Origin of the sequence: Pontibacter qinzhouensis, from assembly GCF_008017455.1 — a bacterium.
Taxonomy (GTDB): Bacteria; Bacteroidota; Bacteroidia; order Cytophagales; family Hymenobacteraceae; genus Pontibacter; species Pontibacter qinzhouensis.
On record NZ_VRTY01000058.1, the window covers coordinates 1 to 25,347 of the forward strand.

The window sequence follows — 25,347 nt, forward strand, 5'->3', positions numbered from 1 at the left end:
CTTCACGCGCCGGCCGCACTTAAAGGTAACGCACAGGCGCAGTAAAGTGGCTGTGGCAAACGGTGCCAAGAGCATGAAAACGAACGCTTCCGGCAAACCAAGCCAAACCGAAATAGACCTGATTCTCGATAAAATCTCAAGCTCCGGCTACGAAAGCCTCTCTAAAGAAGAGAAGCAGAAGCTGTTTATGGCCAGTCAGAAAGACTAAACCACCTGTTGTATGGCAGCCTTCAGAAATGTGCCGGAAGAGTGGCAGCGGCTCGACTGGATTCTTTTCCAGAACGGATGGGTAAGCCTGTACCAGCGGAAAGAGATTCTGATAGCCGATATCAGCTGGTTCCGGAGCCAGCGCTACCGGGTTATCGATTTCGACTGCAGCAAGTGGGCCGACGAGCACGCGGCTCATTCTGACCTGAAAGCAAAATTCCATTTTCCTGACTCGTACGCCAATACTCCTGGAGCACTACGAGATGCCCTGGCTGCACATGATATAACCGGAATAGGACAGGTGGTGGTGCTACATCAGTTCGATGCAGTAGACCAGGAACTGGGGCAGTCGCTGCTAAATAGTTTTGCCGACAGTGCCCGTCTGCACATGCTGCGTGGCGAACGGCTGCTGGTGCTGGCCCAACTCAACACACCAGAAAACTCCTACATCACCGCAGGCAAAAGCACCGTAAGCTGGAACCCATTGGAACTACTCTAACTCCAAACCTTCTGCCCTTGACCTTTTTTTACTGAAAAAGCTTTGGAAGGCTGTTTTCATTAGAATAATTGGTTGCTGATTATTATTGGCTTAATGGTTGATTTAAAGAAGGGCCATGAAGACCTCTCACCTTGCACAGCTCCTGCGAGCGTCCGGGCAGAGTAGCCGCAACCTAATCCGTAATTTATGCTCGCCGTACAGGCTGCTTTCAGGAAAAAAACTACACACACCCTTGACATTATTTCCATGTTTTCTCTTCTGGAGGCCAATTTCATTCAAATAATCTGAGATCAGATGGCAGAAGTGATTCCTCATTATCCGACACAACTTACCTGAAGGTACTTAGTGTCTGTAAAGGCTGTGTCCGATATACTTGCTCAGGTTTACGCCTGAACAAAGTTTCTTCCCTTCTCTTTCTAAAAGTTCTTTTTTACCTGGCCTGCTATAAGTGCTTCAGCTTTAAGCTTCTGAAAGCCAATAAGTACCAGAAGTTCAGCAGGTATAGGTGTATGTGTATAATCCTATCATGTGTTAGTGTTTTTCGTTTTAAATATTTGTTAATCAAATAAATACAAGTGATGATTATGTAAAGGTTTATTGTCATGCTTTTTATAATGCTATAAAAGATGTATAAACCTGTTTTCTGGCGATACTATTTTAGATTTTCGATGTAACTTTGTAATCCTATGATTTAAGTTATGATTAAAAGTGATAGATCTTTTGAAGAAAATCCGGATGTAGTTCTTATTGGTGCTGGCATTATGAGCGCCACATTGGGCCTCATGCTCAAAGAACTTAAGCCAGATGTTAAAATTGAGGTGTTTGAAAGGCTGGAGGTAGCCGCAGCCGAAAGCTCTGATGCCTGGAACAATGCCGGAACCGGACATGCCGCCTTCTGTGAACTCAACTATACACCGCAGCGTACCGATGGCTCTGTGGATATTTCCAAGGCGGTAAACATTGCGGAGTCGTTTGAGCTGTCGAGGCAGTTCTGGGCTTACATGGTGCAACGTGGCTTTATTAAGCCAAGCTTTATTAAAAGTATTCCGCACATGAGTTTTGTGTGGGGGCAGAACAACGTGGAGTTCCTGAGGGAGCGCTATACGACCATGCAGAAATCGGCACTTTTCCAGGGCATGCAGTACTCCGAAGATTATGAGCAGCTTGCTGAATGGATGCCGCTTGTAATGGAAGGTCGCAAAAAGACAGATAAAGTAGCTGCCACCCGTATGGAGATCGGTACTGATGTTAACTTTGGAGCCCTAACACGCGATTCGTTCAGCCAGTTACACGAAATGCCTGGCGTTAACCTGCATTTTGGGCACGAAGTGAAAAAACTGAACCAGGATGCCGATGGCTTCTGGCATGTGAAGGTAAAGGAACTGAGCACTGGCAACAAGCGCAAAGTAAAAGCTAAATTTGTGTTTATAGGCGCAGGAGGAGGTTCTTTGCCTCTGCTCATTAAGTCCGGCATACCGGAAGGCAAGGGCTTTGGCGGTTTCCCGGTTAGCGGACAATGGCTAAAGTGCACGAACCCCGAGATCATTAAGCGTCATCAGGCCAAAGTATATGGCAAGGCAGCAGTAGGTTCGCCGCCCATGTCGGTGCCGCACCTCGATACGCGTGTAATAAACGGGAAGCGGGAGCTGTTGTTTGGGCCTTATGCAGGCTTTACGACCAAGTTCCTGAAGAAAGGTTCGCTGCTCGACCTGCCACTGTCTATCAAAACAGGTAACATGCGGCCCATGCTGGTAGCAGGCATCAAAAACATACCGCTTACCAAGTACCTCATTAACCAGGTGCGGCAGTCGCCGGAAGATCGGTTGCTGGCCCTGAAAGATTATTTCCCGAATGCCCGCCAGGAAGACTGGGAACTGGAGCTGGCCGGTCAGCGGGTGCAGGTAATTAAGAAAGATCCGAAACTGGGTGGTGTGCTGGAGTTTGGCACCGAGGTGGTAAGTTCTGCCGACGGCTCTATTGCCGCACTGCTCGGTGCCTCTCCTGGAGCCTCTACAGCAGTTGGCATTATGCTGAGTTTGCTGGAGCGTTGTTTCCCCGAGAGGTTTAAGGCAGCAGAATGCCAGGCTAAAATCAGGGAGATGATTCCATCTTATGGAAAATCACTGGCTGCCGATCCTGAGCTTCTGAACGAAATAAGGTCTTATACCAGCGAGGTACTGGAGCTGAACAACCTGCAGCCGGTAAACAGCTAATAGGTCTGGTCGCGGGTGAGGTACTTTAATAGCTTCGCTTTTAATACATAAAAAGAGGCGCTTCCTGAGCAGGAAGCGCCTCTTTTTATGTATGCTTCTGAAAACTAAGCTTTGGCAGCTGTCATTTTATCGAGCGCATCCATTACTTCTTTCACGTGGCCGCGCGACGTTTCCAGCAGTTGCTTCTCTTCGTCGTTCAGTTGTAGTTCAATTACTTTTTCGATGCCGTTTTTACCCAGAATAACAGGCACGCCCAGGTATACGCCATCAATGCCGTACTCGCCTTCCAGTTTCACACAAACCGGGAACACGCGGCGTTGGTCGCGTACAATGGCTTCTACCATTTGAGCTGCTGCAGAACCTGGCGCATACCAGGCAGAAGTGCCCATCAGTTTTACCAGTTCGCCGCCACCGTTTTTGGTGCGCTCCACTATGGCTGTCAGTTTATCTTCAGAAATAAGTTCGGTTACCGGAATGCCGCCAACAGTGGTGTAGCGTGGCAGTGGTACCATGGTATCGCCGTGGCCACCCATCAGCACCGCCTGAATATCTTTTGGCGAAACGTTCAGTTCTTCGGCCAGAAACGCTCTGTAACGGGCAGTATCTAAAATGCCGGCCATACCCATAATGCGGTTACGCGGGAATTTAGAGGTGATGTGTGCCGCATAGGTCATAACATCGAGTGGGTTCGAAACCACAATAATAATGGCGTTCGGAGAGTGCTTTACCACGTTCTCGGTTACCGACTGCACAATGCCAGCGTTTGTAGAAATGAGGTCGTCTCTGGTCATGCCGGGTTTGCGCGGAAGCCCTGACGTGATAACCACTACATCAGAATCTGCTGTGCGGCTGTAATCGTTTGTTACACCCACGGTGCGGGTGTCGTATAAGTTAATAGGCGACTTTTGCCAGATATCAAGTGCCTTGCCCTCAGCAAAACCTTCTCTAATATCCAATAAAACTACTTCGTTCGCTATTTCGCGGTAAGCCAACACATCAGCGCATGTTGCTCCAACGTTTCCGGCTCCAACTACGGTTACTTTCATTGCAGGATATACTTTATTTGGGTTTGAGATTCAATTAACTAGGGTAAAAATATAAAAACTATTCTCAAAAGAGGCAAATAAATAAATTATTCTTTCCGGGAGGCTGCTACAACTGCTTCCGGAGCGAACAGTAGTTAGCTTCACAGGGTCCGGAAGCGGGTATAGCCGGCGTGCAGGAAGAGATGCTGCTAAAGTGCCACAGGCATACCAGACCCTTGACCCTTTTTGGCCCAAACAGCCTTCTGGAGGGTAATTTCATTTGCATAATTGATGTGGGCTAGCCGCAGGCATAGGATATAGTGGCAATGCCGTCAACTTACGTTTGGTGAGGTCATTCTGAGCTTGTCGAAGAATCTATTTAGTACCGACTTTTACCTTTTAGTTCCCTCGGCTACACTCGGGATGACCGTTCAAATTCTTTAAGTTTATGCCTTTGGGTATAGTGATGGCCCCGGGTGTTTACCTACAGCGCCACTACCCTTGTGCTGCTAAGGCTGTCGTGCAAAGCCCGCGACAGGTAAGCCGGTGCAGTCAGTAAAAGCCGGAACAACCAGGCAACCAATGTAAACGGTCGGGTAAAATACCGGATGGTGGCGCAGGTAAAGGAGATGCGCCCTCCTGAGATGGAGGTTACTTTCAGGCCGAGCAGGTATTTACCGATCGTAGCCTGCCAGGGGGCACTTTCGGCACCGGCAAAATAGAGCCATCCGAACAAAAGGTGCAGCACACGTTCTGGTTTCAGAAATAAAGCTGATTCGTCGCTGCTGATGGTCACATAATCTACAAAACCGATGATGGCAGATAGCAACAGGCAGTCGAACAGCAGGGCTGCAGCACGAGCGCTGGTGGCGGCGATCTGTGGGTTCTGGCTGGACTTATTGTAAACGAGCTGCATAAGGCTAGGGTAAAGCTGAGCTGAGGTTTAGGCGTTTTCATGTATACTGCCAGCAGGCCGTCGGGTTTCAGGTAATCAGGATTACTTGTAGGTTAGAAGAGGGCGAGCTGCTGTTCAGGTTTCAGCACACCCTCGTGCCGCAGCAGCCACTCTTTTCGCCAGAGGCCGCCTGCATAGCCCGTCAGGCTCCCATTGCTGCCGATAACGCGGTGGCAAGGTACCACCAGGCACAGCGGGTTTCTGCCGTTGGCGGCTCCAACGGCGCGTATGGCTTTTTCGCCACCAATGGCCCTGGCTACCTGAAGGTAAGAGAATGTTTTTCCAAAGGGTATCTTCTGGAGTTCCTGCCACACCTGTTGCTGAAAGGCAGTACCATGTGGCGCAAGCGGTAAATCGAACTGTTGCCGCTCACCGTTAAAATACTCCGCAAGCTGGGCCAGGCCAGCAACCGCGCAGGCAGGTAGCGAGGATGTTTCTGCTCCGGCTGCCTCCACAAATAGCATGGTTTCTATACCTTGTGCAGTGCCTGTTAGCTGTATCCAACCGATGGGGGAGTTATAGTAGGTGCTAAAAACGGATGCTTCCATACAGGCAAGGTAAGGTTTTTTACCGATAAAAGAATGCGGCAGTAAAGATGATGACTATTGTATATGGTTGGTAGCCAATTATTTGTTTTTAACTGATGATGTACACATCCTATTGCGGATAGTCAAACTAGAATAAAAAATATCAGGAATTATACTTTGAAGTGGCTATACCAAACCTTTCCGGTTTCATAGACTTTAACTTTAGAAGCGGGACCTGGTTCTTGGATTTTGGTTTGCTTCGTAGCCGACAAGACGTTGCGAGGTCTGGTATAAACCTGCAAAGGCGCATTACTCAAGAACTGGTGTTAGGTACAATGAGCTGCAGTTGCTGGCAATAGGCTTACAGTTATTAAATTATATGGGAGTATTTTGCCTGATAAGTACGAGTGCTTACCCTTGACCTTATGGAACTGAAAAACCTTTGGAAGGGCTTTTTAATTGAAATAATTTATAGCTAAGTATCTGATGCTCCTCTAATTTAATTTTTTGAATTGTACACCTAAAAAGGACTTTAAAGCGGCCAAAGGCCGCTCTTGGATCATAATTTTTAATTTTTAATTTGGCGAAACACTTTGTAGGGCGAAAAGCGGCTATACTAACTCGGTGAGCTCTAAGGTGCTTTTTAAAGGCCTCTTGCTGCTCCTGCAGCCAGCCATTACTTTTTAGCCACAGCTTTTTCTGCTGGCGTAAACCGTTCTATGTCGCTAGTAACAGGCTCTACGCTCATGAGGTAGCGGTAAATGGCGCGGAGGTCGCTTTCTTCCATGCCACCATACATGCTCCAGGGCATAATGGTATTAAAGTCATCTGCTGCTATTTGATGGGCTAAAGCTTCGGGAGTGGCTGTGTCTTTAAAGCGTTTCAGAAAAGCTTCTTCTGTCCAGGTGCCGATGCCGGTGGTTTTGTCGGGGGTTATGTTGGCGGAACGCAAGGTGCCAACAGGCATTTTAAACTCCATGCCACCCGCCAGGTACATGCCTTCTACAGGAGTTCCTTTTACTTTTGGTGTGTGGCAGTCGCCGCAGCCACCTATGGTTACCAGGTATTTTCCTTTGGCGGTAACATCGTCGAGGGCAGTTTCTGGGGCAGGCACATAATTAGCAGGCATGGTGCGCAGAATCAGGTTCATCGGGAAATCTGCTTTAGAGGCAGGAACCGTATTTTTTATGGGTTCCAAGGTGCGTATATAGGCTATAATGGCACGCACATCAGCATCTGTCATTTTAGCGTAAGACTGGTAGGGCATTACCGGAAAAAAAGGTTCACCGTTTCTGCTAACGCCAGAAGTAATGGCGCGGTAAATTTCTCCGTCGGTCCAGGTGCCAATGCCGGTTTCCGGGTCGGAGGTAATGTTACGGGCGTAAAACGTACCCGGGAAACCCATTTCGTGGCTGAACCGCTCACCGCCTTTGCCTTCGGTTTGGGGGAGCACAGGTCCTGAGAAACGTGTCCAGTCACGCTCCGAGTGGCAATCTATACATACCGTTACATGGTTGGCCAGGTACTCGCCACGTGCTACCAACGCCGAGGTTTTATCTACTGTAAGGGCAGGGGCAGGATCTACATTCGGTAAAGCATAGCGTACATACAGCACACCCGCTGCTGCAACAACAAAAATAGCAACAAGTGCAAAGCCGATAATTTTAAAAGCTTTCTTCATAGATTATCCTATTGATTTGCTATAGATAGAGATATTCAGATGCTACTATGACCGCAGGGACTGGAGAGTAATTATCTAATTTCAAAAATAAATATAATATATGCAAGTAAGTAGTCGGGTTTTACTATATTTATTTAAGTGTTATAACCTTGATGATCAGTGCGTAACATAAAAAAGCCGCAGAGGTAGATACCCCTGCGGCTTTTGCTGTACTAGTGGTGTTTTATTTAAACGTATCCTGGCTGTCTATCACTTTTACACTTTTAATATTCAGGTCATACGTAGCAATGGTGTTGTCTTCGGCTACTACTTCGGCAGGCAAGCCTTCTTTAACCAGGTTCGAGTAGCTCATAGGCGATGGTGTGTTCTCGCGGAGTGCCTCTGCCAGTGGCTCCGCCTCGCTGTCGTCGGTAACAATAGTGACGAACATGTTATTTACCTGCCAGTATTTTTTTACCGTGTTGTTCACATCTTCTACCGTCAGTTTTTCCAGCAGGGCATCCATCTCCTGCAGATAATCCTGCCGGCCATAAAATTGCGAGTCCATCAGGAAACCCAGCTGCTTTTCTTCTGTCTGGATGTAGAGCTTCATGTAAGAGCGCAGAAACTTGCGGGTCAGCTCAAACTCCTCTTGTGTCATGCCGTTCCTGACCAGGTTGTCAACCTCCCGAATGGCCAGGCGCAGGGCGAAATGCGCATGCCCTACGGTTATATCTTTTAGTTCGGGGTATTGTTTGCGCAGGCCTTCGGCAATCTGCACCGGCCTGATCCAGAGGGCGAAGTAGTTGGAGGTGCGGGGCACGCCGGGGTTTGGGAGCATGCTGCTGCCGCCATTGTCGTACCACTCTATGTAAGAGTAGTCGCCGTAGTTCATGGAGCGGGTGCTGCGGATTTTGTCGTAGAGTTTGCCGTAGCTTTTGCGGTGCTCCCCCAGGTAAGAGTTGGCTACCATCAGGGCCGCAAACTCGTCGGCAGTGCGGGTAATGGGCATGGGTGTTCCGGTGAAAATAGCCGAGCCAAGGGCATCAGATTTCTTAATAATCTCGACCTGCACGCCGTTTGGCTGGTTTGGTCTGCCCGCTGCCGGAATAGTTGGCTCGGTTTCAGGTAGCTGCGCCACATCCTGCTTCAGCTGGCTGAGGAACTCGGGGCTGTAGTTGCCTGCTACGCCGATCATAACATTGTGGCGCGTAAAGAAAGTACGGTAGTGGTTCGTTACATCTTCCAGGGTAATGCTTTTTACGCCTGCTGAAGTGCCCTCTGGTTTATGCTGGTAGTTAGTGCCTCTGAACAAAAGATCTTCGAGGGCCTTTTTGCTGTACTCCTCATCGGAAGAAGCCCGGATTACCTGATCGACATAATTCTGCTGGTTCGAGATAACGCGCTTAAAGTCTTCTTCGGCAAAGGCAGGCGTTAGCAGGATGCCGCGCATCATCTGGTAAAACTCCTCCAGGAAATCCTGGTGAACGGAAAAGGTAAAGGTGGTTACTTCTTTGTCTACGTTAACAGAGTATTGGGCTGCCATAGGGTAGAGCTTGTCTTTGATCTGGGCCAGTGTCATGGTCTGCGATCCGCTCTCGGTCAGGAGTTGGGCGGTGGTAAAGGTAAGGCCTTCTTTACCGGCAGGGTCAGACATGGAGCCATTCTTAAACATCAGCTTAAACGTAACCTTGTTCGACTCCGGCCGCTGCAGCTCCACTGTTTTACCCGGACCAAAAGCCAGGTTGGCATCGAAGGTGCGGGGAGTAGAGAAGGTGCTGGCTGGTGCAGATGTGGCAGGTGGTGTACTGGTTTGCGTTGCCTGTGGTTGTTTGGCACACGATGCTGCCGCCAACGCAAGTGGTACTATATATGCAGCTAATTTTTTCATGCTAAGTACAATAACAGATTTTTTGATTGACTGATTGAGTGAATAAGTGAAGGCATTTAGTGCAGCAGAAAGTAATGTTTACCGGGTTGGAGTAATTATTCTAATGAAAATGGCCTTCCGAAGTTTTTTTTGCTATTTGCTTCTAAGGGTACAAGCCGACACGTATAAGCAGCTGCGCCGGTAGTTACTTAACAGGCGATTTTTCGGCAGGCGAAATGGTGCCTACTGTCAGGGTTTGGTTTACGAAATACTTCTTTGCCACTGCCATCAGGTCTTTGGCCGTAATGGAGTCGTAGAGGCTGTAGGTGTTGTTTAGCGACTCCGGATCTCCTGTAAGCCAGATAAAGCGCGCCAGCGAGTTGGCAATGGCGTCGGGGCTGTCCATGCTCATGGCGAAGCCGTATTTTATGCGCGATTTGGTTTCCTCTAGCTTGCGGCTGTCTATGGGCTTGGTTTTGGCAGTATTCAGGGCCTTGGTCAGTTCGTCTTTCACATACTGCAGGTCTTCTGGTTTTGCCACAGAAGCCGATATGCCAATCAGGTTTGGGTCGCGGGCAAACTGTGCACTTCCTCCAATAAACCGGGCTTTTTGCTCTTTTACCACCAGCTTGCGGTACAGGTCGGAGTTTTCGGCAAACAAAATGGTGGTAAGAATGTTAAGAGCCGGCAGGTCTTTATTTTTGTCGGAGAAGGCCGGACCTTTGTAGTTCAGGCTCAGGTACGGCGGGAAACCGGCTTGTTGCACGTGGGCATAGCGGGTCTGCGTCTGCATGGGTTCGGCCGGAATCTGCGCCTGGTAACTGCCCCGTTTCCAGCTGCCAAAGTACTCTTCCGACAGCGCATTTACGCGCTCCGGCGTTACATCACCTACCACAATAATGGTGGTGTACTCAGGGCGGTAAAAACGGTTAAAAAACTCAAGTGAGTAATCGTACTGGTTCGGCATGTCTACTACATCCTCGAAAAAGCCCATGGTGGTGTGCGCATAGGTGTGTTTGGTAAAGGCAGTGCTCACGGTTTTTTCGTAGAGCTGCTGGTAAGGGCTCGCCGAGTTTTTGGTATACTCACCTTTTACGGCTCCGGCCTCTGTTTTAAAGTCGTGTACCGAGTACTTCAGGTTCTGGAAACGGTCGGCCTCCAGTTCAAACATTTTATCGAGCATTTCGGCGTTGCCGGTCATGTGGTACAGGGTGCGGTCCAAGGAGGTGTTAGCGTTGGCAGAGGCTCCCATGGCTTTCAGAATGTTACTGTAGGCTTCGGTCGGGTATTTGTCGGTGCCCCGGAACATCATGTGCTCAAAAAAGTGGGCAAAGCCGGTCTTGCCCTGCTCCACCTCTTCGCGCGAGCCGGCCCGCACTAGCAGGTAAAATGCCGCAAGCCCCGGGCTGTTATAAGGTACCGTTACTACATTAAGGCCATTGTCGAGCTTTTTCTGGTGGATGGGATAGGGCAGAATTTTGTTGTTTGTGCTGTTCTGCGCCAGTACTGCTGTAGCGGCAAAGACCAGTAGCAGCAACACGGCGATCGGTTTAAGGTTCATAAAAAGTTAAGTTAGATGTAATAAGTTTAGGTTACGTTTGGCTTTAAGGCTATAAAAGTAGCAAATGTTGTACTTAAAATGGCGTGCTTAAGATGCAGCTGAGGGTAAAAACAAAGTGCTTGATAAAATAGTTTTGGCTGATGAGCTGCAGGAGGATTGAAGCTCCTAAGTAATTATTCGAATGAAATAAGCCTTCCGAAGCATTTTCATCTAAATCTTGTCAAGGGTTTGCCCTATGATGTTTAGGAGTAGGTGCTTGTCTCTGACACGCTCGCAGGAGCTGCGCACGTTGGGAGGTCTTGGCTGCTGTTCCGTAAAATTACGACCAATGAGGCTTGTGTGCCAATTTCTGATTTTTAATTTCTAATTTGACTGTGTACTATAGGTAATTACAGTATCTTAAGGCAAATTGAAATTTTAAAAATTACTACCTGAAAAGCTTACCCGTATGTTGTACTGGCGCATAGAGGCCCTCCATTTAAAGCTGAAATATACCTGGAAGATTTCGAGGAACGCCAGCAATGAGAAAACCAACTTTCTGGTACAGGTGTCGGATGGTACATTTAGCGGATTCGGGGAGGCAGCACCTAATATTCGCTACGGCGAAACACCGGAGCTTTTGCTGAAGCAGTACCAGGTGCTGCTGATGGCGGGCCTGGCCAATGTGCGCTCCATGGAAGACCTGTTGGAGTTACTTACCGAACACTCCCCGGTTAACTCGCTGCGGTTTGCCGTGGAGTCGGCGTACCTGCACTATTTTTGCCAGCACAAAGGCATAGCGGTGCATGCGCTGCTGGGGCAGGAGGCACCACACCAGCAGGCCACCTGCTTTTCGTTGCCGATAATGGAGGTGGGAGAGGTAGCGGAGTTTATACAGAAAAACCAGCTGCACCGTTTCCGGAGCCTGAAACTGAAAGTGAACCGGGAGCAGGGCCAGGATTTGGTGGAAGAGGTGCTCCGCATAACCCACAACCCGCTTGTGATTGATGCCAACGAAAGCTGGCACGACCCCGACGACCTGATGCATTTTCTGGAGAAGCTCGATAACCGGCGGGTGCTGTTTGTGGAACAGCCCATGCCAGCCTCGCATGTGGCAGCCTACGCGCATATAAAAGACAAAAGCCCGATACCGTTCATTGCCGATGAGTCAGTTATTGACCAGGTAGATATGGAGCTGATTCGGAGCCAGTTTCATGGCATTAACATAAAACTGATGAAAGCGGGTGGTTACCTGAACGCGGTGCGCCTGCTCAAAGAAGCCCGTAAGTTTGGCCTCATGACCATGATCGGGTGCATGGTGGAAACTACACTCGGTATCTGGTCTGCCATGCAAATGAGCGGCTCCTTCGATTTTGCCGACCTCGATGGCTACCTGATTCTGGAGGAGGAGCCTTTCGGCCTGGTAAACGAGAAAGACGGAGTGCTGTACCTGAAGCAGTAGCGGCAGATAGAATAGCGCTGTAGGGCAAGATAGCTTAGGGTTGGCAGCCTTTCTAAAAGTGGCGCTTATTTTATCAAATATTAAAATATTGCTAACATTTTTAAATTTTTTATTAAATATTTGATTCATTTTCAGTTATTTGCAAACAACTAGCTGTAATTTTAGCAGGGGTATAAGAGGCAAAAGCTGCCAAAGAACCCTATCACGATCTAAACAATTATCTTATCTGCTATGAGGATAGAGGAAGAGATTAAACAATACTCCTTTCAGGATGAGCATCATAAGGCTTATATAAACCTGGTATATACATCAGGGTGGTTACAACTGGCGCAAAGCAGTCTGTTTAAAACCTACGGGCTCACGCTCCCCCAGTACAACATTTTGCGGATACTCCGGGGCCAGCACCCAAAACCAGCCACCGTGAGCCTGCTGATAGAGCGCATGCTCGATAAAACATCTAATGCCTCGCGCATTGTAGACAAACTGGAAGCTAAAAAACTCGTGACCCGCAGCCAATGCGAGCACGACCGCCGCACCGTAGATGTGCTGATAACTGACAGCGGCCTGGCCTTATTAAAGCAGATGGATGGCCTGGAATTGAGTGGAAAGCCAGGTTTTAGAAATCTTGCCGAAGACGAAGCCCGCGAACTGAACCGCTTACTCGACAAAATAAGAGACTGACATTTTTAACCTCTAACAGCCCTTCCCATGAAAAAGAACACCTTTCTTGCTGCCTTTGCTGCAGTAGTTATTTTCTCGGCCTTTAAAAGCGGCCCATCCGAAACGGGTAACCTGGCTGTTGCTGTTACCACCGAAGTTGCTGCTCCGGCTAAAGGCAAAACCTACCAGGTGGTGCTCGATAAAAGTGAACTGAAGTGGAAGGCAGCCAAGGTAGTGGGAGAGCACTACGGTACGCTCCGGTTAAAGAGTGGCGACCTTACAGCCGATAAAAGCAAAGTAACAGCTGGCACTTTTGTAATAGACATGGCCAGCATCGTCTGCACCGACAATGCCAAGGTAGGCGCGCACCTGCTAAACGACGACTTTTTTGATGTACCCAATCACCCGACTGCTACTTTTAAAATAACCAGTGTAAAACCTTTGGCTAACGCGGCGGCAGGCAAACCCAACTATAGCGTAACCGGCGATATGACCATAAAAGGAATTACCAATCCCGTTACGTTTCCGGCTATTATCTCTGTAAAAGATGGTGTGGTTACAACAAAGGCCGATGTGGTGATAGACCGGACCAAATTCGATATTAAGTACCGCTCCAGCAACTTTTTTGAGGGCCTGGGCGATAAAGCAATCAACAACGACTTTACTGTCGCGCTGGATGTAGTGGCCCAGCAGGCAGCTATTTAACGAGGCAAAGCTCCCGTGTCTAAACCGCCTGGTGCCATCTTCAGGTGCCGGACGGTTTTTTATTTTCCAAAGTTTAGGCTTTTCTGCTCAAGAATTATAATATTGCCGCCGGTTGAACTCTCTCAGTTAAACCAGCGGGCAGTTGTTGGCCCCTAAAAGTAACTTCACCCCATTTTTAATGCCCCTTTCGGTTAATAACCAGGTGTTAACCCTTGCCCGTTTTTGCCTGTTTTTTCTTTGGAAGGCAATTTCCATTAGAATAATTGGTCCGGGCCCGGCGCATGGTACCTCTTGGTGCATCCGTAAAGAACAATTTCCAGGCAAACATGAAAAAAGCACTTGTTACAATTTTCGCTCTGTTTACTCTCTCTGTATCTGCTCAAACACCTCTGGTAAACAAGGTGTCAGATCCGGTGGAATGGGTAAACCCGCTTATGGGCACAGACTCGAAGCACAGCTTGTCGAACGGGAACACCTACCCGGCTATTGCCTTGCCCTGGGGCATGAACTTCTGGACTCCCCAGACAGGAAAAATGGGCGATGGCTGGGCCTATATGTACAGTGCCGACAAAATACGGGGCTTTAAACAGACACACCAGCCATCGCCGTGGATGAACGATTACGGGCAGTTTGCCATTATGCCGGTTACCGGAAAGCTACGGTTTAACGAAGACGAGCGGGCCAGCTGGTTTTCGCACAAAGCAGAAATTGTAAAACCCTACTACTACAGCGTGTACCTGGCCGACCACGATGTAACAACAGAAATGGCTCCTACAGAGCGTGCGGTCAGCTTCCGGTTCACGTTTCCGAAAACAGATAGCGCCTATGTAGTAATAGATGCCCTGGATAAAGGTTCTTATGTGAAGATTGTGCCGCAGGAGAACAAGATTATCGGGTACACCACCAAAAACAGCGGCGGCGTACCCGATAACTTTAAAAATTACTTTGTCATTCAGTTCGACAGGCCTTTTGCCTACACCAATGTTTGGAATGCTGATGGCCTGCAGGGAAACAAGCTGGAGTTGCAGGCAGACCATACGGGCGCAGTAGTCGGGTTCAAGACGCAGAAAGGCGAGCAGGTGACAGCACGTATAGCCTCCTCGTTTATCAGCCATGAGCAGGCCGCCCTGAACCTGAACGAGATCGGGAACGACAGCTTCGATACCGTGAAGGAGAAAGGGAAACAGATCTGGAATAAAGAGCTGGGTAAAGTGGCTGCCGAAGGTGGCACCGTAGAACAAATGCAGACTTTCTACTCCTGCCTGTACCGCTCCCTGCTCTTTCCGAGGAAGTTTTATGAGCTAGATGCCAATGGCAAAGTAGTGCACTACAGCCCCTATAACGGCAAGGTGCTGCCTGGCTACATGTTTACAGACACCGGCTTCTGGGATACCTTCCGGGCACTTTTCCCGTTCCTGAACCTGATGTACCCCACCATAAGCGCGCAGATGCAGGAAGGTTTGGCGAACACGTTTAAAGAGGGCGGCTGGTTGCCGGAGTGGGCAAGCCCCGGTTACCGCGATGTGATGGTTGGCAATAACTCTGCCTCGGTGGTAGCAGATGCTTACCTGAAAGGAATTCGCGGGTACGACATCAACACACTCTACAAGGCCGTGCTAAAAGGTGCTGAGAAGGAAGGACCATTACCTGCAGTGGGCCGCGCAGGTGCCGGTTACTATACCAAGCTGGGGTATGTGCCCTACGATGTCGGCATTAACGAAAACGCTGCCCGCACCCTGGAATATGCCTACGACGATTTCTCTATTTACCAGTTGGCAAAAGCACTTAAGCGGCCGAAAAAGGAAGTTAATCTGTTTGCACAACGCGCTTTAAATTACCGCCACCTCTACGACCCTGCCACCGGCCTGATGCGCGGCAAAAACAAAGATGGCAGCTTTCAGGCTCCGTTCAACCCTTTTAAGTGGGGCGATGCCTTTACCGAGGGTAACAGCTGGCATTATACCTGGTCCGTTTTTCATGATGTGCAGGGGCTTATAGACCTGATGGGAGGGAACACGAAATTTGTAGCCAAGCTGGATTCTGTTTTTTCGCTGCCACCTGTTTACGACGAGAGTTATTATGGATCTGTTATACATGAGATACGTGAAATGCAGATTGCCAACATGGGGCAGTATGCGCACGGCAACCAACCCATCCAGCACATGATCTACCTCTACAACTATGCCGGCGAACCCTGGAAAGCGCAGCACTGGGTGCGGGAAACCATGAACCGCATGTACCAGCCAACTCCGGACGGCTACTGTGGCGATGAAGACAACGGACAGACTTCTGCCTGGTATGTGTTTTCTGCTTTAGGTTTTTACCCAGTTACACCGGCTACCGATCAGTATGTGGTGGGAGCACCCTTATTCAGAAAAGTGACCTTGCAACTCGAAAACGGAAAGCAGGTGGTCCTGAATGCGCCCGACAACAGCGCTGAGAACAAGTACATCAGCAGCATGAAGTTTAACGGCAAGCCTTACCAGCAAAACTGGCTGAGTCATTCTGAGCTGCTGAAAGGTGCTGTACTGGAATTCGGCATGTCTGCCAAACCTAACCTGGAAAGAGGCACGAAAGCGGATACTTTTCCTTATTCGCTTTCGCGGGAGAAGTAAGGTTGTTCAGTAGTTCTGCTCTGAGTAATTAATTCAAACCTTCTGAAGGAATTTTTCTAATGAAAAACCCCTTCAGAAGGTATTTTACTTTAAAGTGGTCAAGGGTAGCTAATAGCACCTAACCCAGCTTACAAAACCTGCAAGCCTTTTCGCCAGTACTCGCTCAATAAAGCATCATCGGGGGCCAGTTCTGTGATAATGGTATGCACGTTTTCGATGTGAGCGACTTTGTAAGGCTGTGTCGTGTTTAGTTTCTCTGATAAAGGCAAAGACACTACGTGTTTGGCACAAGCCAGCAAAGCCTGTTTTGTAAGTGTTTCTTCCCGGTCAAAATCCGTAATGCCCAGGTCGTGGTGCAGGCTGCGGGTGCCGATAAAGCAGATATCGGCATGCAGGTCGCGCACAAAGTTAATTACATCAAGCCCAACAGCCACCTGCGCATTTTTCAGGATTTTGCCGCCAATAAAAATGGTTTCTACTTTGGGGTGCTCAGACAGTTGCAGCGCTATGGGTAAACTGTTAGTAAATACAGTTGCCTGTAAGTCGAGAGGTAGCTGGCGGGCCAGTTCCAGGTTGGTGGTGCCGCCATCCATCACCACCACAAAATCGTCTTGTATAAGCGGAACGGCTTTCCGCACAATGGTTACTTTCTCATCGTGCGCATAAATTTCGCGGTCTTTGTGACTGAACGGGATGTAGGCATTCTGCATGGCTCCACCATGCACCTTCTTTATCTGACCACTGTCCGAAAGTTCTTTCAGGTCTCTGCGGATAGTGTCTTCCGATACATTCAGGGTCAGGCTAAGCTCCGAGGAGAGTACCCGGTTATGTTTTCTTATTTCCTCCAGTATAAAGTTCTGCCGTTCTTGTTTTAGCATGTTCTTTCAATTTATTGCATGATTGGCTGGTGCAAGAGCATTTTAAAGTTAAGAACAATCTTTAAAATTGCTCTATAATAAAGCTTTTGGTAGCAAATATCTACTTCAGAATGCTTATAAGTCCTATTTTTCTGAATCAAAAACTTTTAAAGATGCATAGTTCGGCATAATAAGTGCGTGTTTATGCTTATTTTTTGCGGGTTTGTTTTGATTTGATATTTTTTGTTCCAATATTTAACCTGTCAGTTTCAAATAGCTCTCCCAGAAACCATAGCTTAAATGACTACAAGAAGAAACTTTATAAAAGCAACAGGATTGGCGGTAGCCGGAGTAGCTTCAGGCTTTACAGCTGTTCCGTCTTATGTAGTGGCAGATCCCTTTGCTACCAAACGCCCGGCCCCTGCAAACCGGAACTTTACCAGCAAAGCCGTGGAGAAGACGATAAAGGATGTAAAGAAAAAGATCGCTGATAAAGAACTTGCCTGGCTTTTTGAGAATTGCTTACCTAACACCTTAGACACCACCGTGCACTACCAGGTGCTCGACGGTAAACCAGACACCTTCGTAATTACCGGCGATATAGAGGCAATGTGGCTACGGGATTCTACAGCGCAGGTATGGCCTTACCTGCCCCTGGCCAACGAAGACAAGCAGCTGCAGGACATGCTGGCGGGAGTTATAAACCGGCAGGTAAAGTGTATCCTGATCGACCCTTATGCCAACGCTTTTAACATGGGCGCTACCGGAAGCGAATGGGAAAAGGACCTGACAGACATGAAACCGGAGTTGCATGAGCGTAAATGGGAAATAGACTCCCTGTGCTACCCGATCCGCCTGGCTTACGGCTACTGGAAAACGACCGGCGACACTTCCTGCTTCGATGGTAACTGGGCAAAAGCCATGGCGCTTACGCTAAAAACCTTTCAGGAACAGCAACGCAAAGAAGGAAGCGGGCCTTACAGTTTTCAGCGGGTAACAGAAAAGCAGACAGATACGGTTGCCGGTGCCGGTTTTGGCTACCCTATTAACCCCGTCGGCCTTATCTGCTCCACCTTCCGGCCCTCCGACGATGCCACTATTTACCTGTTCCTGGTTCCGTCTAATTACTTTGCGGTGGTATCGTTGCGGCAACTGGCAGAAATGAGCCAGGCTATTTTAAAAGATGCAGCCTTCGCGCGCCAATGCACCAGCCTGGCTGATGAAGTGGAGCAGGCCCTGGAAAAATATGCCGTAGCAGAACACCTCGATTTCGGGAAAGTATTTCCGTTTGAAGTGGATGGCTTCGGCAACAAGCTCTTTATGGACGATGCCAACGTGCCAAGCCTGCTGGGGCTTCCTTACCTTGGAGTAATGCCTGCAACGGACCCTGTTTACCAGAACACCCGGAAGTTTGTACTGAGCACCAACAATCCATTTTTCTACAAAGGGAAAGCGGGAGAGGGTATAGGCGGCCCACACGTAGGTGTAGAAATGATCTGGCCGATGAGCATTATCATGCGGGCGCTTACCAGCAGCTCTGATGCGGAGATAAAAGACTGCCTGCGCATACTGAAAACAACGCATGCCGGAACAGGCTTTATGCACGAAACCTTTCATAAAGACGACGCGACTAAGTTTACCAGAAAGTGGTTTGCCTGGGCAAACACGCTGTTCGGTGAGTTAATACTGAAGCTGCACAAGGAACGCCCGCACTTGTTGCGCGCCTAGTACATAGTTAAATTAGAAATTCAAAATTAGAAATGAGGTGCTGAAGCAGCCATTTTTAATATTTTAAATTTGATAGAATATAAGAATTTACTTGACTATGTAGTAAGTACATTCCAGTAAGTTGTGCCGGGTGGGTGAGCAATTATTTAAATGGAAATGACCTCCAGAAGGATTTCTGTCAGAAGTTTGCCAAGGGTCTATCCGACCTGGTTCTATTACGTGTACATATTCCCTGAAAAATAACTGTCAGACTTTTTTCTTTCGCATGAAGCTCGTTTCATTACATTTCCGGAAGTGGCATTTGCTGGTTTGCCTTCCGGTGCTCGGCCTGGTGCAGGCATGCACTACCACGCATAAGGAGAGCAAAAGCAGCCATGAACTCACTACTTTTGTGAATCCGTTTATTGGTACCGGCGCACATGGGCATACCTACCCGGGTGCAACAGTGCCCTTCGGTATGGTGCAACTGAGCCCCGATAACGGTGCGCAGGGCTGGGACTGGTGCTCCGGCTACCACTACTCCGAAAATACTATTTCCGGTTTCAGCCATACGCACCTGAGCGGCACCGGCATCGGCGATTTATGCGACATTTCTGTGATGCCCGTAACAGGGGATGTAGATTTAAGCAAAGGTCCTGTGAAGGATGCAAAACCGACCTATGCCTCAGCCTTCTCGCATGCCGATGAAATAGCCAGTGCAGGATATTATGCTGTAAAGCTGCAGGATTATAATATTCGGGTAGAACTGACAGCTACCGAAAGAGCCGGATTCCATAAATATACTTTTCCTCAGTCTGATAAAGCTTCGGTTATCTTTAACCTAGGCTTCGCCATTAATTGGGACAGCCCGACTGATGCTTACCTGAAGGTAGAAAATGACTCTACAATGTCAGGGTATCGGTTATCTAAAGGCTGGGCAGAAGACCAACGGGTCTATTTCGTAGCCAGATTTTCCAAACCTTTTAAGAGCTACAGCACGGCCCTTGACAGTGTAGTGCAGGCAAGTAAAGCCGAAACAAAAGGAAAGATCGTAAAAGCTAAATTCGATTTCAACACGGCAAAAGACGAAGTTATTTACCTGAAAGTAGCTATCTCCTCTGCCAGTGTGGAGGGTGCCAGAGCTAACCTGGAAAATGAGCTGCCCCATTGGAATTTTGAGCAGGTAAAAAACGAGGCAAATACAGCCTGGAACAATGCCTTAGCCGCTATACAAGTTACAAGCCCGAACGATACGCTGAAAGAAATCTTTTATACCGCCTTGTACCACACCAAGCTTGCTCCTGTACTTTTCAGCGATGTACAACGCAACTACAAAGGAGCAGACGGGAAGGTACACCAGGCACAGGACTTCACTAAGTATACCACTTTCTCGTTGTGGGATACCTTTCGTGCTGCCAACCCCTTGCTAACGCTTGTAGAAGGCGACCGTGTAAACGACATCATCAACTCGATGCTGTCTCATTACCGGCAACACGGGCTACTGCCGGTATGGGAACTGCATGGCAACGAAACCAACACCATGACAGGCTACCATGCCATTCCGGTTATAGCCGATGCCTATTTTAAGGGGTACCGCAACTACAATGTAGCCGAAGCCTATGAGGCCATGAAGAAAAGCGCTATGCAGGATATAAGAGGAGTGAACTTCTACAAACAATATGGCTATATTCCTTCTGATTTAGAAGATGAATCTGTTACCAAAAACCTCGAATACGCTTACGACGATTGGTGCATAGCGCAGGTAGCCAAAGACTTAGGTAAAGCAGAAGACTATGCCTACTTCACCAAAAGGGCGGGCAGCTATAACCTGCTGTTCGATGCTTCTGTTGGGTTTATGAGAGGAAAAAACGTTAACGGAACCTGGAACCCTACCTTCGACCCAAAGCACTCGGCACACCGCGAAGGCACCGATTATACCGAAGGCAACGCCTGGCAACACAGCTGGTTTGTGCCACACGATGTGCAAGGGCTGATTAATTTGCACGGTGGTAACCAACAATTTATAGCAAAACTAGACGATCTTTTTAACGAAGATTCTGAAATTACCGGCGACAACACTTCTCCTGATATCTCTGGCCTGATCGGGCAGTATGCCCATGGCAATGAGCCGAGCCACCACATCGCCTATTTGTATAACTACGCCGGAGCACCTTGGAAAACGCAGCAAATGGTGCGGCAGATCATGCAGCAAATGTACCAGGCTACACCCGATGGCATAAGCGGCAACGAAGACTGCGGACAAATGTCGGCCTGGTATGTGTTCAGTGCCATGGGTTTTTACCCGGTTAACCCTGCGGAAGGCATTTATGTTATCGGGAGCCCGCTGTTTGAGGAAGTCAGCATAAATCTGAAGGGCGGCAAGCGCTTTCTGGTGGTGGCCAACCAGGTGTCAGATAAGAACATCTACATTCAGTCAGCCACTTTAAACGGTAAACCGCTAAACCGCTCCTTTATTTCGCATAAAGAGGTAGTAGAAGGAGGAACTCTGATAGTAGAGATGGGCAGCCAACCGAATAAAAAATGGGCCACTGCCGCCGGGAGTTACCCACCCTCCATGAGCAAGCGGTAGCAGTTCGTGCCAGGTATTTACAAGGTCATCGTATAGAAGTAACCCTTGACTAAATTGAATGAAAATTGCTTTGGAAGGCCATTTCCATTTAAATAATTTGACATTCTTCGCTAGTGCGAGCTTGTAGCTCGTACTTTCATCCCACTGACTTTTTGAAATGAGTACTATCAGATTGATTTCCCATTTTTTAGTCAGAAGAAATAAGAGGTACGAGCTGCAAGCTCACACCAGCGCCCTACACGCTGCTTTCCCCTTTCAGGGCCAGCTTCAGCTAGGGCAAAAAAAAGCTATGTAAACTTGTATTGATAACCACACAAGCATCCAAAAACAAAAGAAATAATGAGTAGCAGAAGGAAATTCCTGAAATTGTCTGCCCTGGGTACTACTTTTTTAAGTGGCCTGTACCCCATAGAACAAGCATTTGCCGGATCGTTGGGTAAAAAAGCAGTAAATAAACCTGTGGTAATTTCTACCTGGGACCATGGTATGCCTGCCAATGATGCTGCCTGGAAGGTATTGTCGCAGAAAGGAAATGCCCTTGACGCGGTAGAGGCTGGTGTGCGGGTGCCGGAAGGCGACCCGCGTGTCCGGACGGTTGGCTATGGCGGCTACCCCGACAGAGAAGGCAAGGTAACCTTAGATGCCTGCATCATGGACAAGGATAGCAATTGTGGCGCAGTTGCTTTTCTGCAGCACATTAAGCACCCTATTTCTGTTGCCCGCAAAGTAATGGAAGACACGCCGCACGTAATGCTGGTAGGAGAGGGAGCCTTGCAATTTGCGCTATCCAAAGGGTTTCAAAAAGAAAATCTGTTGACTCCTGAATCTGAAAAAGACTGGAAAGAATGGATGAAGGAGTCGAAGTACAAACCGGTTATCAACATAGAAAACCATGACACTATTGGCATGCTGGCGCTGGATGCGAATGGCGATTTGGCTGGCGCCTGCACAACAAGCGGAGCTTCCTACAAAATGCACGGCCGTGTAGGCGATTCGCCCATTATCGGGGCTGGCTTGTTTGTAGATAATGAAGTGGGCGCAGCTACGGCCACAGGTTTGGGCGAAGCAGTAATCCGGATGGTTGGAAGCCATTTGGTGGTGGAACTGATGCGGCAGGGAAATTCGCCGGAGAAAGCTTGCAAGCTGGCTGTGGAGCGAATTATAGCCAAGCACAAAGATGTGTCGGACCTGCAGGTAGGGTTTATTGCCTTAAATAAACAAGGAGAATATGGCGGGTATTGTATTCACAAAGGGTTTAACTATGCGGTACATACTAACTCTGGTAAAAAGTTGATAGATGGAAAGTACAAACTATAACCTTCTGGCTGGGCAGAAACTGGTACTGGAGGTGTGCGTGGAGTCTGTACAGTCTGCTGTGGCAGCTGAGAAAGGTGGTGCGCAGCGTGTGGAGCTATGCAGCGGTTTATCGGAAGGCGGTTTGACACCCAGCTATGGCCTGATTCAAGTGGTCAGGAAAAGCATCGGGATAGGGTTGCATGTGCTCATAAGGCCCAGAAGAGGCGACTTTTTATATTCTGAGCTTGAGGTAGAAATCATGAAAAGAGATATAGAAATTGCCAAGGAGTTGGGAGCAGACGGTGTGGTGTTGGGAGCTCTTAGACCGGAAGGTCATGTGGATTTGGAGCTGATGCAGGACTTTATAGCTGTGGCCAGACCGCTTTCTGTTACCTTCCACAGAGCTTTTGATGTTACTCCAGATCCTTTAAAAGCCTTAGACGACCTGATGCATTTAAAAGTAGATCGTTTGCTTACCTCAGGGCAACAAGGCACGGCCCTGGAAGGAGCAGCTCTAATAAGTAACCTAATAGAGCGTGCAGGTAATAGCTTAATTGTTATGCCAGGCAGCGGGGTGAATGAGCGCAACATGCAGGAGCTTTTAAAGCTAACCAGGGCAACAGAGTTTCATACCTCTGCCCGGAAAAAAGTAGCCAGCGACATGATATTCCGGAGAAGCGACCTGCCAATGGCCGGTGTACAGCAACTGACTGAATACGAGAACCTGGTAGCAGATAAACAAAAAATCGCCGCTATCTGTAATTTGTCGGTGGCATAATTTTTAATTTTAACCTTACCAGGCTTTAATGGAAGGTGGATTCCAGGTAAGATTCCAGGTTCTGTTGCGTAATTATCTCAAGCGGGAAAAGATCGAAATGCGGTGGTGCCTTTTTAAGTAATAAATGGTTTGCCAGGTAGTTAATGCCTAAAAATGCCTGCCGTTTCGGATTCTGGTTTATCAGAAAGTCTATGATGCCCGCTCTTAAATAGTGTATGTTCTCCTTCAGTAAATCATAGCCAACCAATCGGATATCCTTTTTCCCACTCTTTTCCAGAATAGACGAAACCAGCGAAGTGCCTTTGGAAGTAGAAACCAGAATACCCTTTAGCTTTGGGTCGGCCAGCAGATTCTCCACCTCTTTTTCTATAGCTGTTTCTTTCAGGTTGCCTAAATCGAGCGTCTTAATGTTGTAGTCAGTACCGTTGTGCTCTGCAAAATATTCTTTAAATCCTCTTTCTTTCTCAAGTAAGTGAATAGAGTTATGGCTGTCTTCGTTTATGTGCAGCACCACAAAATTGCCCGAACCGCCTTGTCCTAAGCACATTAGTTCCGCTCCGACTTTTCCGCTGCTGTATAAGTTCTGTCCGATAAAACTTAAAGGTTCTACTTCTGGTATGTTGGTATTAAACAGGATATAAGGAATGCCCATATCCTTGAACTTCTGGAAATAGGGAAGGGCCTCATGGTAAAAGATTGGAGCAACCAAAATGCCGTCAGGGTTTGCTTCCGTTACTTCTTCTGCTACGCTTCTGAAAGATTCTTTGTCATATAAGTTGAAATAGAAAGGTTCTATAGAGAACTCATATTGCGCCCACTCGGTTTCAGCCTGCGTAATGCCTTGCTCCGATTGTGCCCAGTATTCATCTAAAGAGGGGTCAGGAATTAACACGGCTATTCGGTAGGTTTTTTTGGAGCCGAGAGTACGTGCGATCAGGTTAGGCTTGTAATCTATTTGGTGCAGGGTTTCTAAAACCTTTTGTAGCGCTTCGTCAGAGACCTTGCCTCTGTTGTGCAGAACTCGATCTACAGTGCCTATAGAAACACCAGCCAACTGGGCAATATCCTTTATCCTGATTTTCTTCTTTTCCATCTAATTGAATGTCGCAGATGTTGCGGGGCACCTGCTATAGTTAAATGTATTATAGATTATTCTAGTATATGCTTTCGTAAAGCTTATGTCAGGCAAGAGCAGTGTCAGACACCTATTAATTGCTGGCATACGTGTTCTTGTTTTGAGCGTATCAAAAACAGCCTGAAAATCTTCTTTTATCCCTTTCTTTTTAGCAACTAAGCCAGGAGCTGAAAAGAAGAAAGCTTCTGCTCAGCACTCAAATGGTAGATGTATATGGTTCTGGTAAAGTTAATGGTTCTTTTAACAAATCATATGTACAGACCTGCTCCGGTAAGAAACAACCAGGTAGGTAAGAGGGGTATAGCACTGCTACTTATTTGCACACTTCTGAAGCCGGAAAGTGTGGTGAGGCAGCCTCTGCAGCCTGCAGTCGGCAAAGCTGTAATGGTTTGTGTAAGAGCAGTACAGCAAGCAGACCTTTGCTCAGTCAGTTTTGTCATTTAAGATTATAATCCAACGTTACTAGCAGAATGCAGACTTTTAAGCGCAGAAGAAAGATGACGTCTTTCTGAAATCAAATTATAGAAAGACTTTTGTTGCTCTTCTGGACCTATTGGCTTGTACAGGCAGAATTTAAATTATTCTAATGAAACAGGCCTTCCGAAAGAAAATCTGGCTTTTTAAGTCAAGGTCTCCTGCTCAAATGTTAGTAGCAACTCCATTATTGTGAATAATGGCTGCCATTGGCGCTCTTACAAAACGTGTGGTTAAAGGTGCTTTTCATTATAAAGTTGATACCAAAATTTATAATAACAAAATTTTTTAACAAATTTTGTTTCGATGTGTTTCCGTACACAATGCTCGTGTTGCCGAACACAATGTGTGTATAAATTTTTTTTATGAGGCTGTAGGTATTTAGGTCTAACAACTGTTAGAGCTAGTGTGTGTACCTGCACAGCAGCTACCCGGGGATCTCTGTTAGCACACTGGTTATAGGCGCAGTAGCTGCAAAAGGCCTTTTTTTGGCAATAGAGCAATAAACCTGATTCTGAAAGCAAACTTAATTGTACTACTTGTTTAGAATACACTTAAAAAAAAGGCTAACG

General features: G+C 47.8%; 19 protein-coding genes. 11 read left to right on the top strand and 8 right to left on the bottom strand.

Annotated features, from left to right (window positions below; translation table 11 throughout):
- From FVR03_RS24980 to FVR03_RS14935, 3 genes are all read left to right on the top strand, one after another.
- On the top strand, window positions 1–208 hold a 208-nt coding region (locus tag FVR03_RS24980; protein ID WP_369410460.1), incomplete at its 5' end, for a DUF6576 domain-containing protein.
- A gap of 12 nt (window positions 209–220) precedes the next feature.
- The gene (locus FVR03_RS14930) at window positions 221–706 is read left to right on the top strand and encodes a barstar family protein (RefSeq protein WP_147922563.1); all 486 of its coding nucleotides are present in this window, start codon (window positions 221–223) and stop codon (window positions 704–706) included.
- A gap of 698 nt (window positions 707–1,404) precedes the next feature.
- A complete protein-coding gene (locus FVR03_RS14935) occupies window positions 1,405–2,919 on the top strand; it encodes a malate:quinone oxidoreductase (RefSeq protein ID WP_147922564.1) in 1,515 nt (504 codons plus the stop codon).
- 104 nt (window positions 2,920–3,023) lie between these two features.
- Here FVR03_RS14935 and mdh read toward each other — a convergent pair whose 3' ends face one another.
- The 6 genes from mdh to FVR03_RS14965 all read right to left on the bottom strand — a co-directional run bounded on the left by mdh (window position 3,024) and on the right by FVR03_RS14965 (window position 10,517).
- Window positions 3,024–3,965, bottom strand: coding sequence for a malate dehydrogenase (mdh, locus tag FVR03_RS14940; RefSeq protein ID WP_147922565.1), 942 nt, complete (start codon window positions 3,963–3,965; stop codon window positions 3,024–3,026).
- A gap of 463 nt (window positions 3,966–4,428) precedes the next feature.
- Window positions 4,429–4,860 (bottom strand): RDD family protein, encoded by a 432-nt coding sequence (locus tag FVR03_RS14945; RefSeq protein WP_147922566.1) that lies wholly within the window; start codon window positions 4,858–4,860, stop codon window positions 4,429–4,431.
- A gap of 92 nt (window positions 4,861–4,952) precedes the next feature.
- Window positions 4,953–5,447 (bottom strand): methylated-DNA--[protein]-cysteine S-methyltransferase, encoded by a 495-nt coding sequence (locus tag FVR03_RS14950; protein WP_147922567.1) that lies wholly within the window; start codon window positions 5,445–5,447, stop codon window positions 4,953–4,955.
- Window positions 5,448–6,102: 655 nt separating this feature from the next.
- Entirely contained in the window at window positions 6,103–7,107 is a 1,005-nt protein-coding gene (locus FVR03_RS14955) for a c-type cytochrome (RefSeq protein WP_147922568.1), read from the bottom strand.
- 223 nt (window positions 7,108–7,330) lie between these two features.
- Window positions 7,331–8,977 carry a M16 family metallopeptidase gene (locus FVR03_RS14960; RefSeq protein WP_147922569.1) on the bottom strand — a complete coding sequence of 549 codons (1,647 nt, stop codon included), beginning with the start codon at window positions 8,975–8,977 and terminating at the stop codon, window positions 7,331–7,333.
- A 184-nt stretch (window positions 8,978–9,161) separates the two neighbouring features.
- Window positions 9,162–10,517, bottom strand: coding sequence for a M16 family metallopeptidase (locus tag FVR03_RS14965; RefSeq protein ID WP_147922570.1), 1,356 nt, complete (start codon window positions 10,515–10,517; stop codon window positions 9,162–9,164).
- A 448-nt stretch (window positions 10,518–10,965) separates the two neighbouring features.
- On the opposite strand from FVR03_RS14965, the gene FVR03_RS14970 reads away from it, so the two are divergent.
- The 4 genes from FVR03_RS14970 (at window position 10,966) to FVR03_RS14985 (ending at window position 15,938) form a co-directional block, all read left to right on the top strand.
- Complete coding sequence (locus FVR03_RS14970) at window positions 10,966–11,958, top strand: dipeptide epimerase (protein WP_147922571.1); 993 nt, start codon at window positions 10,966–10,968, stop codon at window positions 11,956–11,958.
- A 231-nt stretch (window positions 11,959–12,189) separates the two neighbouring features.
- Window positions 12,190–12,639: a MarR family winged helix-turn-helix transcriptional regulator gene (locus FVR03_RS14975; RefSeq protein WP_147922572.1), complete on the top strand. Its 450-nt coding sequence runs from the start codon at window positions 12,190–12,192 to the stop codon at window positions 12,637–12,639.
- A gap of 27 nt (window positions 12,640–12,666) precedes the next feature.
- Window positions 12,667–13,323, top strand: coding sequence for a YceI family protein (locus FVR03_RS14980; protein WP_147922573.1), 657 nt, complete (start codon window positions 12,667–12,669; stop codon window positions 13,321–13,323).
- A gap of 326 nt (window positions 13,324–13,649) precedes the next feature.
- Window positions 13,650–15,938 (top strand): GH92 family glycosyl hydrolase, encoded by a 2,289-nt coding sequence (locus FVR03_RS14985; protein ID WP_147922574.1) that lies wholly within the window; start codon window positions 13,650–13,652, stop codon window positions 15,936–15,938.
- Between the two features lie 128 nt (window positions 15,939–16,066).
- Here the strand turns inward: FVR03_RS14985 and FVR03_RS14990 are convergent, their stop codons facing one another.
- Complete coding sequence (locus FVR03_RS14990; RefSeq protein WP_147922575.1) at window positions 16,067–16,816, bottom strand: DeoR/GlpR family DNA-binding transcription regulator; 750 nt, start codon at window positions 16,814–16,816, stop codon at window positions 16,067–16,069.
- A gap of 279 nt (window positions 16,817–17,095) precedes the next feature.
- Between FVR03_RS14990 and FVR03_RS14995 the strand changes: the two genes are divergently transcribed.
- The 4 genes from FVR03_RS14995 to FVR03_RS15010 all read left to right on the top strand — a co-directional run bounded on the left by FVR03_RS14995 (window position 17,096) and on the right by FVR03_RS15010 (window position 23,166).
- Window positions 17,096–18,523, top strand: coding sequence for a glycoside hydrolase family 125 protein (locus tag FVR03_RS14995; protein ID WP_147922576.1), 1,428 nt, complete (start codon window positions 17,096–17,098; stop codon window positions 18,521–18,523).
- A 265-nt stretch (window positions 18,524–18,788) separates the two neighbouring features.
- Window positions 18,789–21,092 (top strand): GH92 family glycosyl hydrolase, encoded by a 2,304-nt coding sequence (locus tag FVR03_RS15000; protein WP_147922577.1) that lies wholly within the window; start codon window positions 18,789–18,791, stop codon window positions 21,090–21,092.
- A gap of 339 nt (window positions 21,093–21,431) precedes the next feature.
- Window positions 21,432–22,409: an isoaspartyl peptidase/L-asparaginase family protein gene (locus tag FVR03_RS15005; RefSeq protein ID WP_147922578.1), complete on the top strand. Its 978-nt coding sequence runs from the start codon at window positions 21,432–21,434 to the stop codon at window positions 22,407–22,409.
- Entirely contained in the window at window positions 22,390–23,166 is a 777-nt protein-coding gene (locus tag FVR03_RS15010; RefSeq protein ID WP_147922579.1) for a copper homeostasis protein CutC, read from the top strand. The genes FVR03_RS15005 and FVR03_RS15010 overlap by 20 nt, the downstream gene beginning before the upstream one ends.
- Window positions 23,167–23,191: 25 nt before the next feature.
- On the opposite strand, the gene FVR03_RS15015 is transcribed toward FVR03_RS15010, so the two are convergent.
- On the bottom strand, window positions 23,192–24,259 hold the full coding sequence (locus tag FVR03_RS15015) for a substrate-binding domain-containing protein (protein WP_147922580.1): 1,068 nt from the start codon (window positions 24,257–24,259) through the stop codon (window positions 23,192–23,194).
- Between the last annotated feature and the right edge of the window lie 1,088 nt (window positions 24,260–25,347).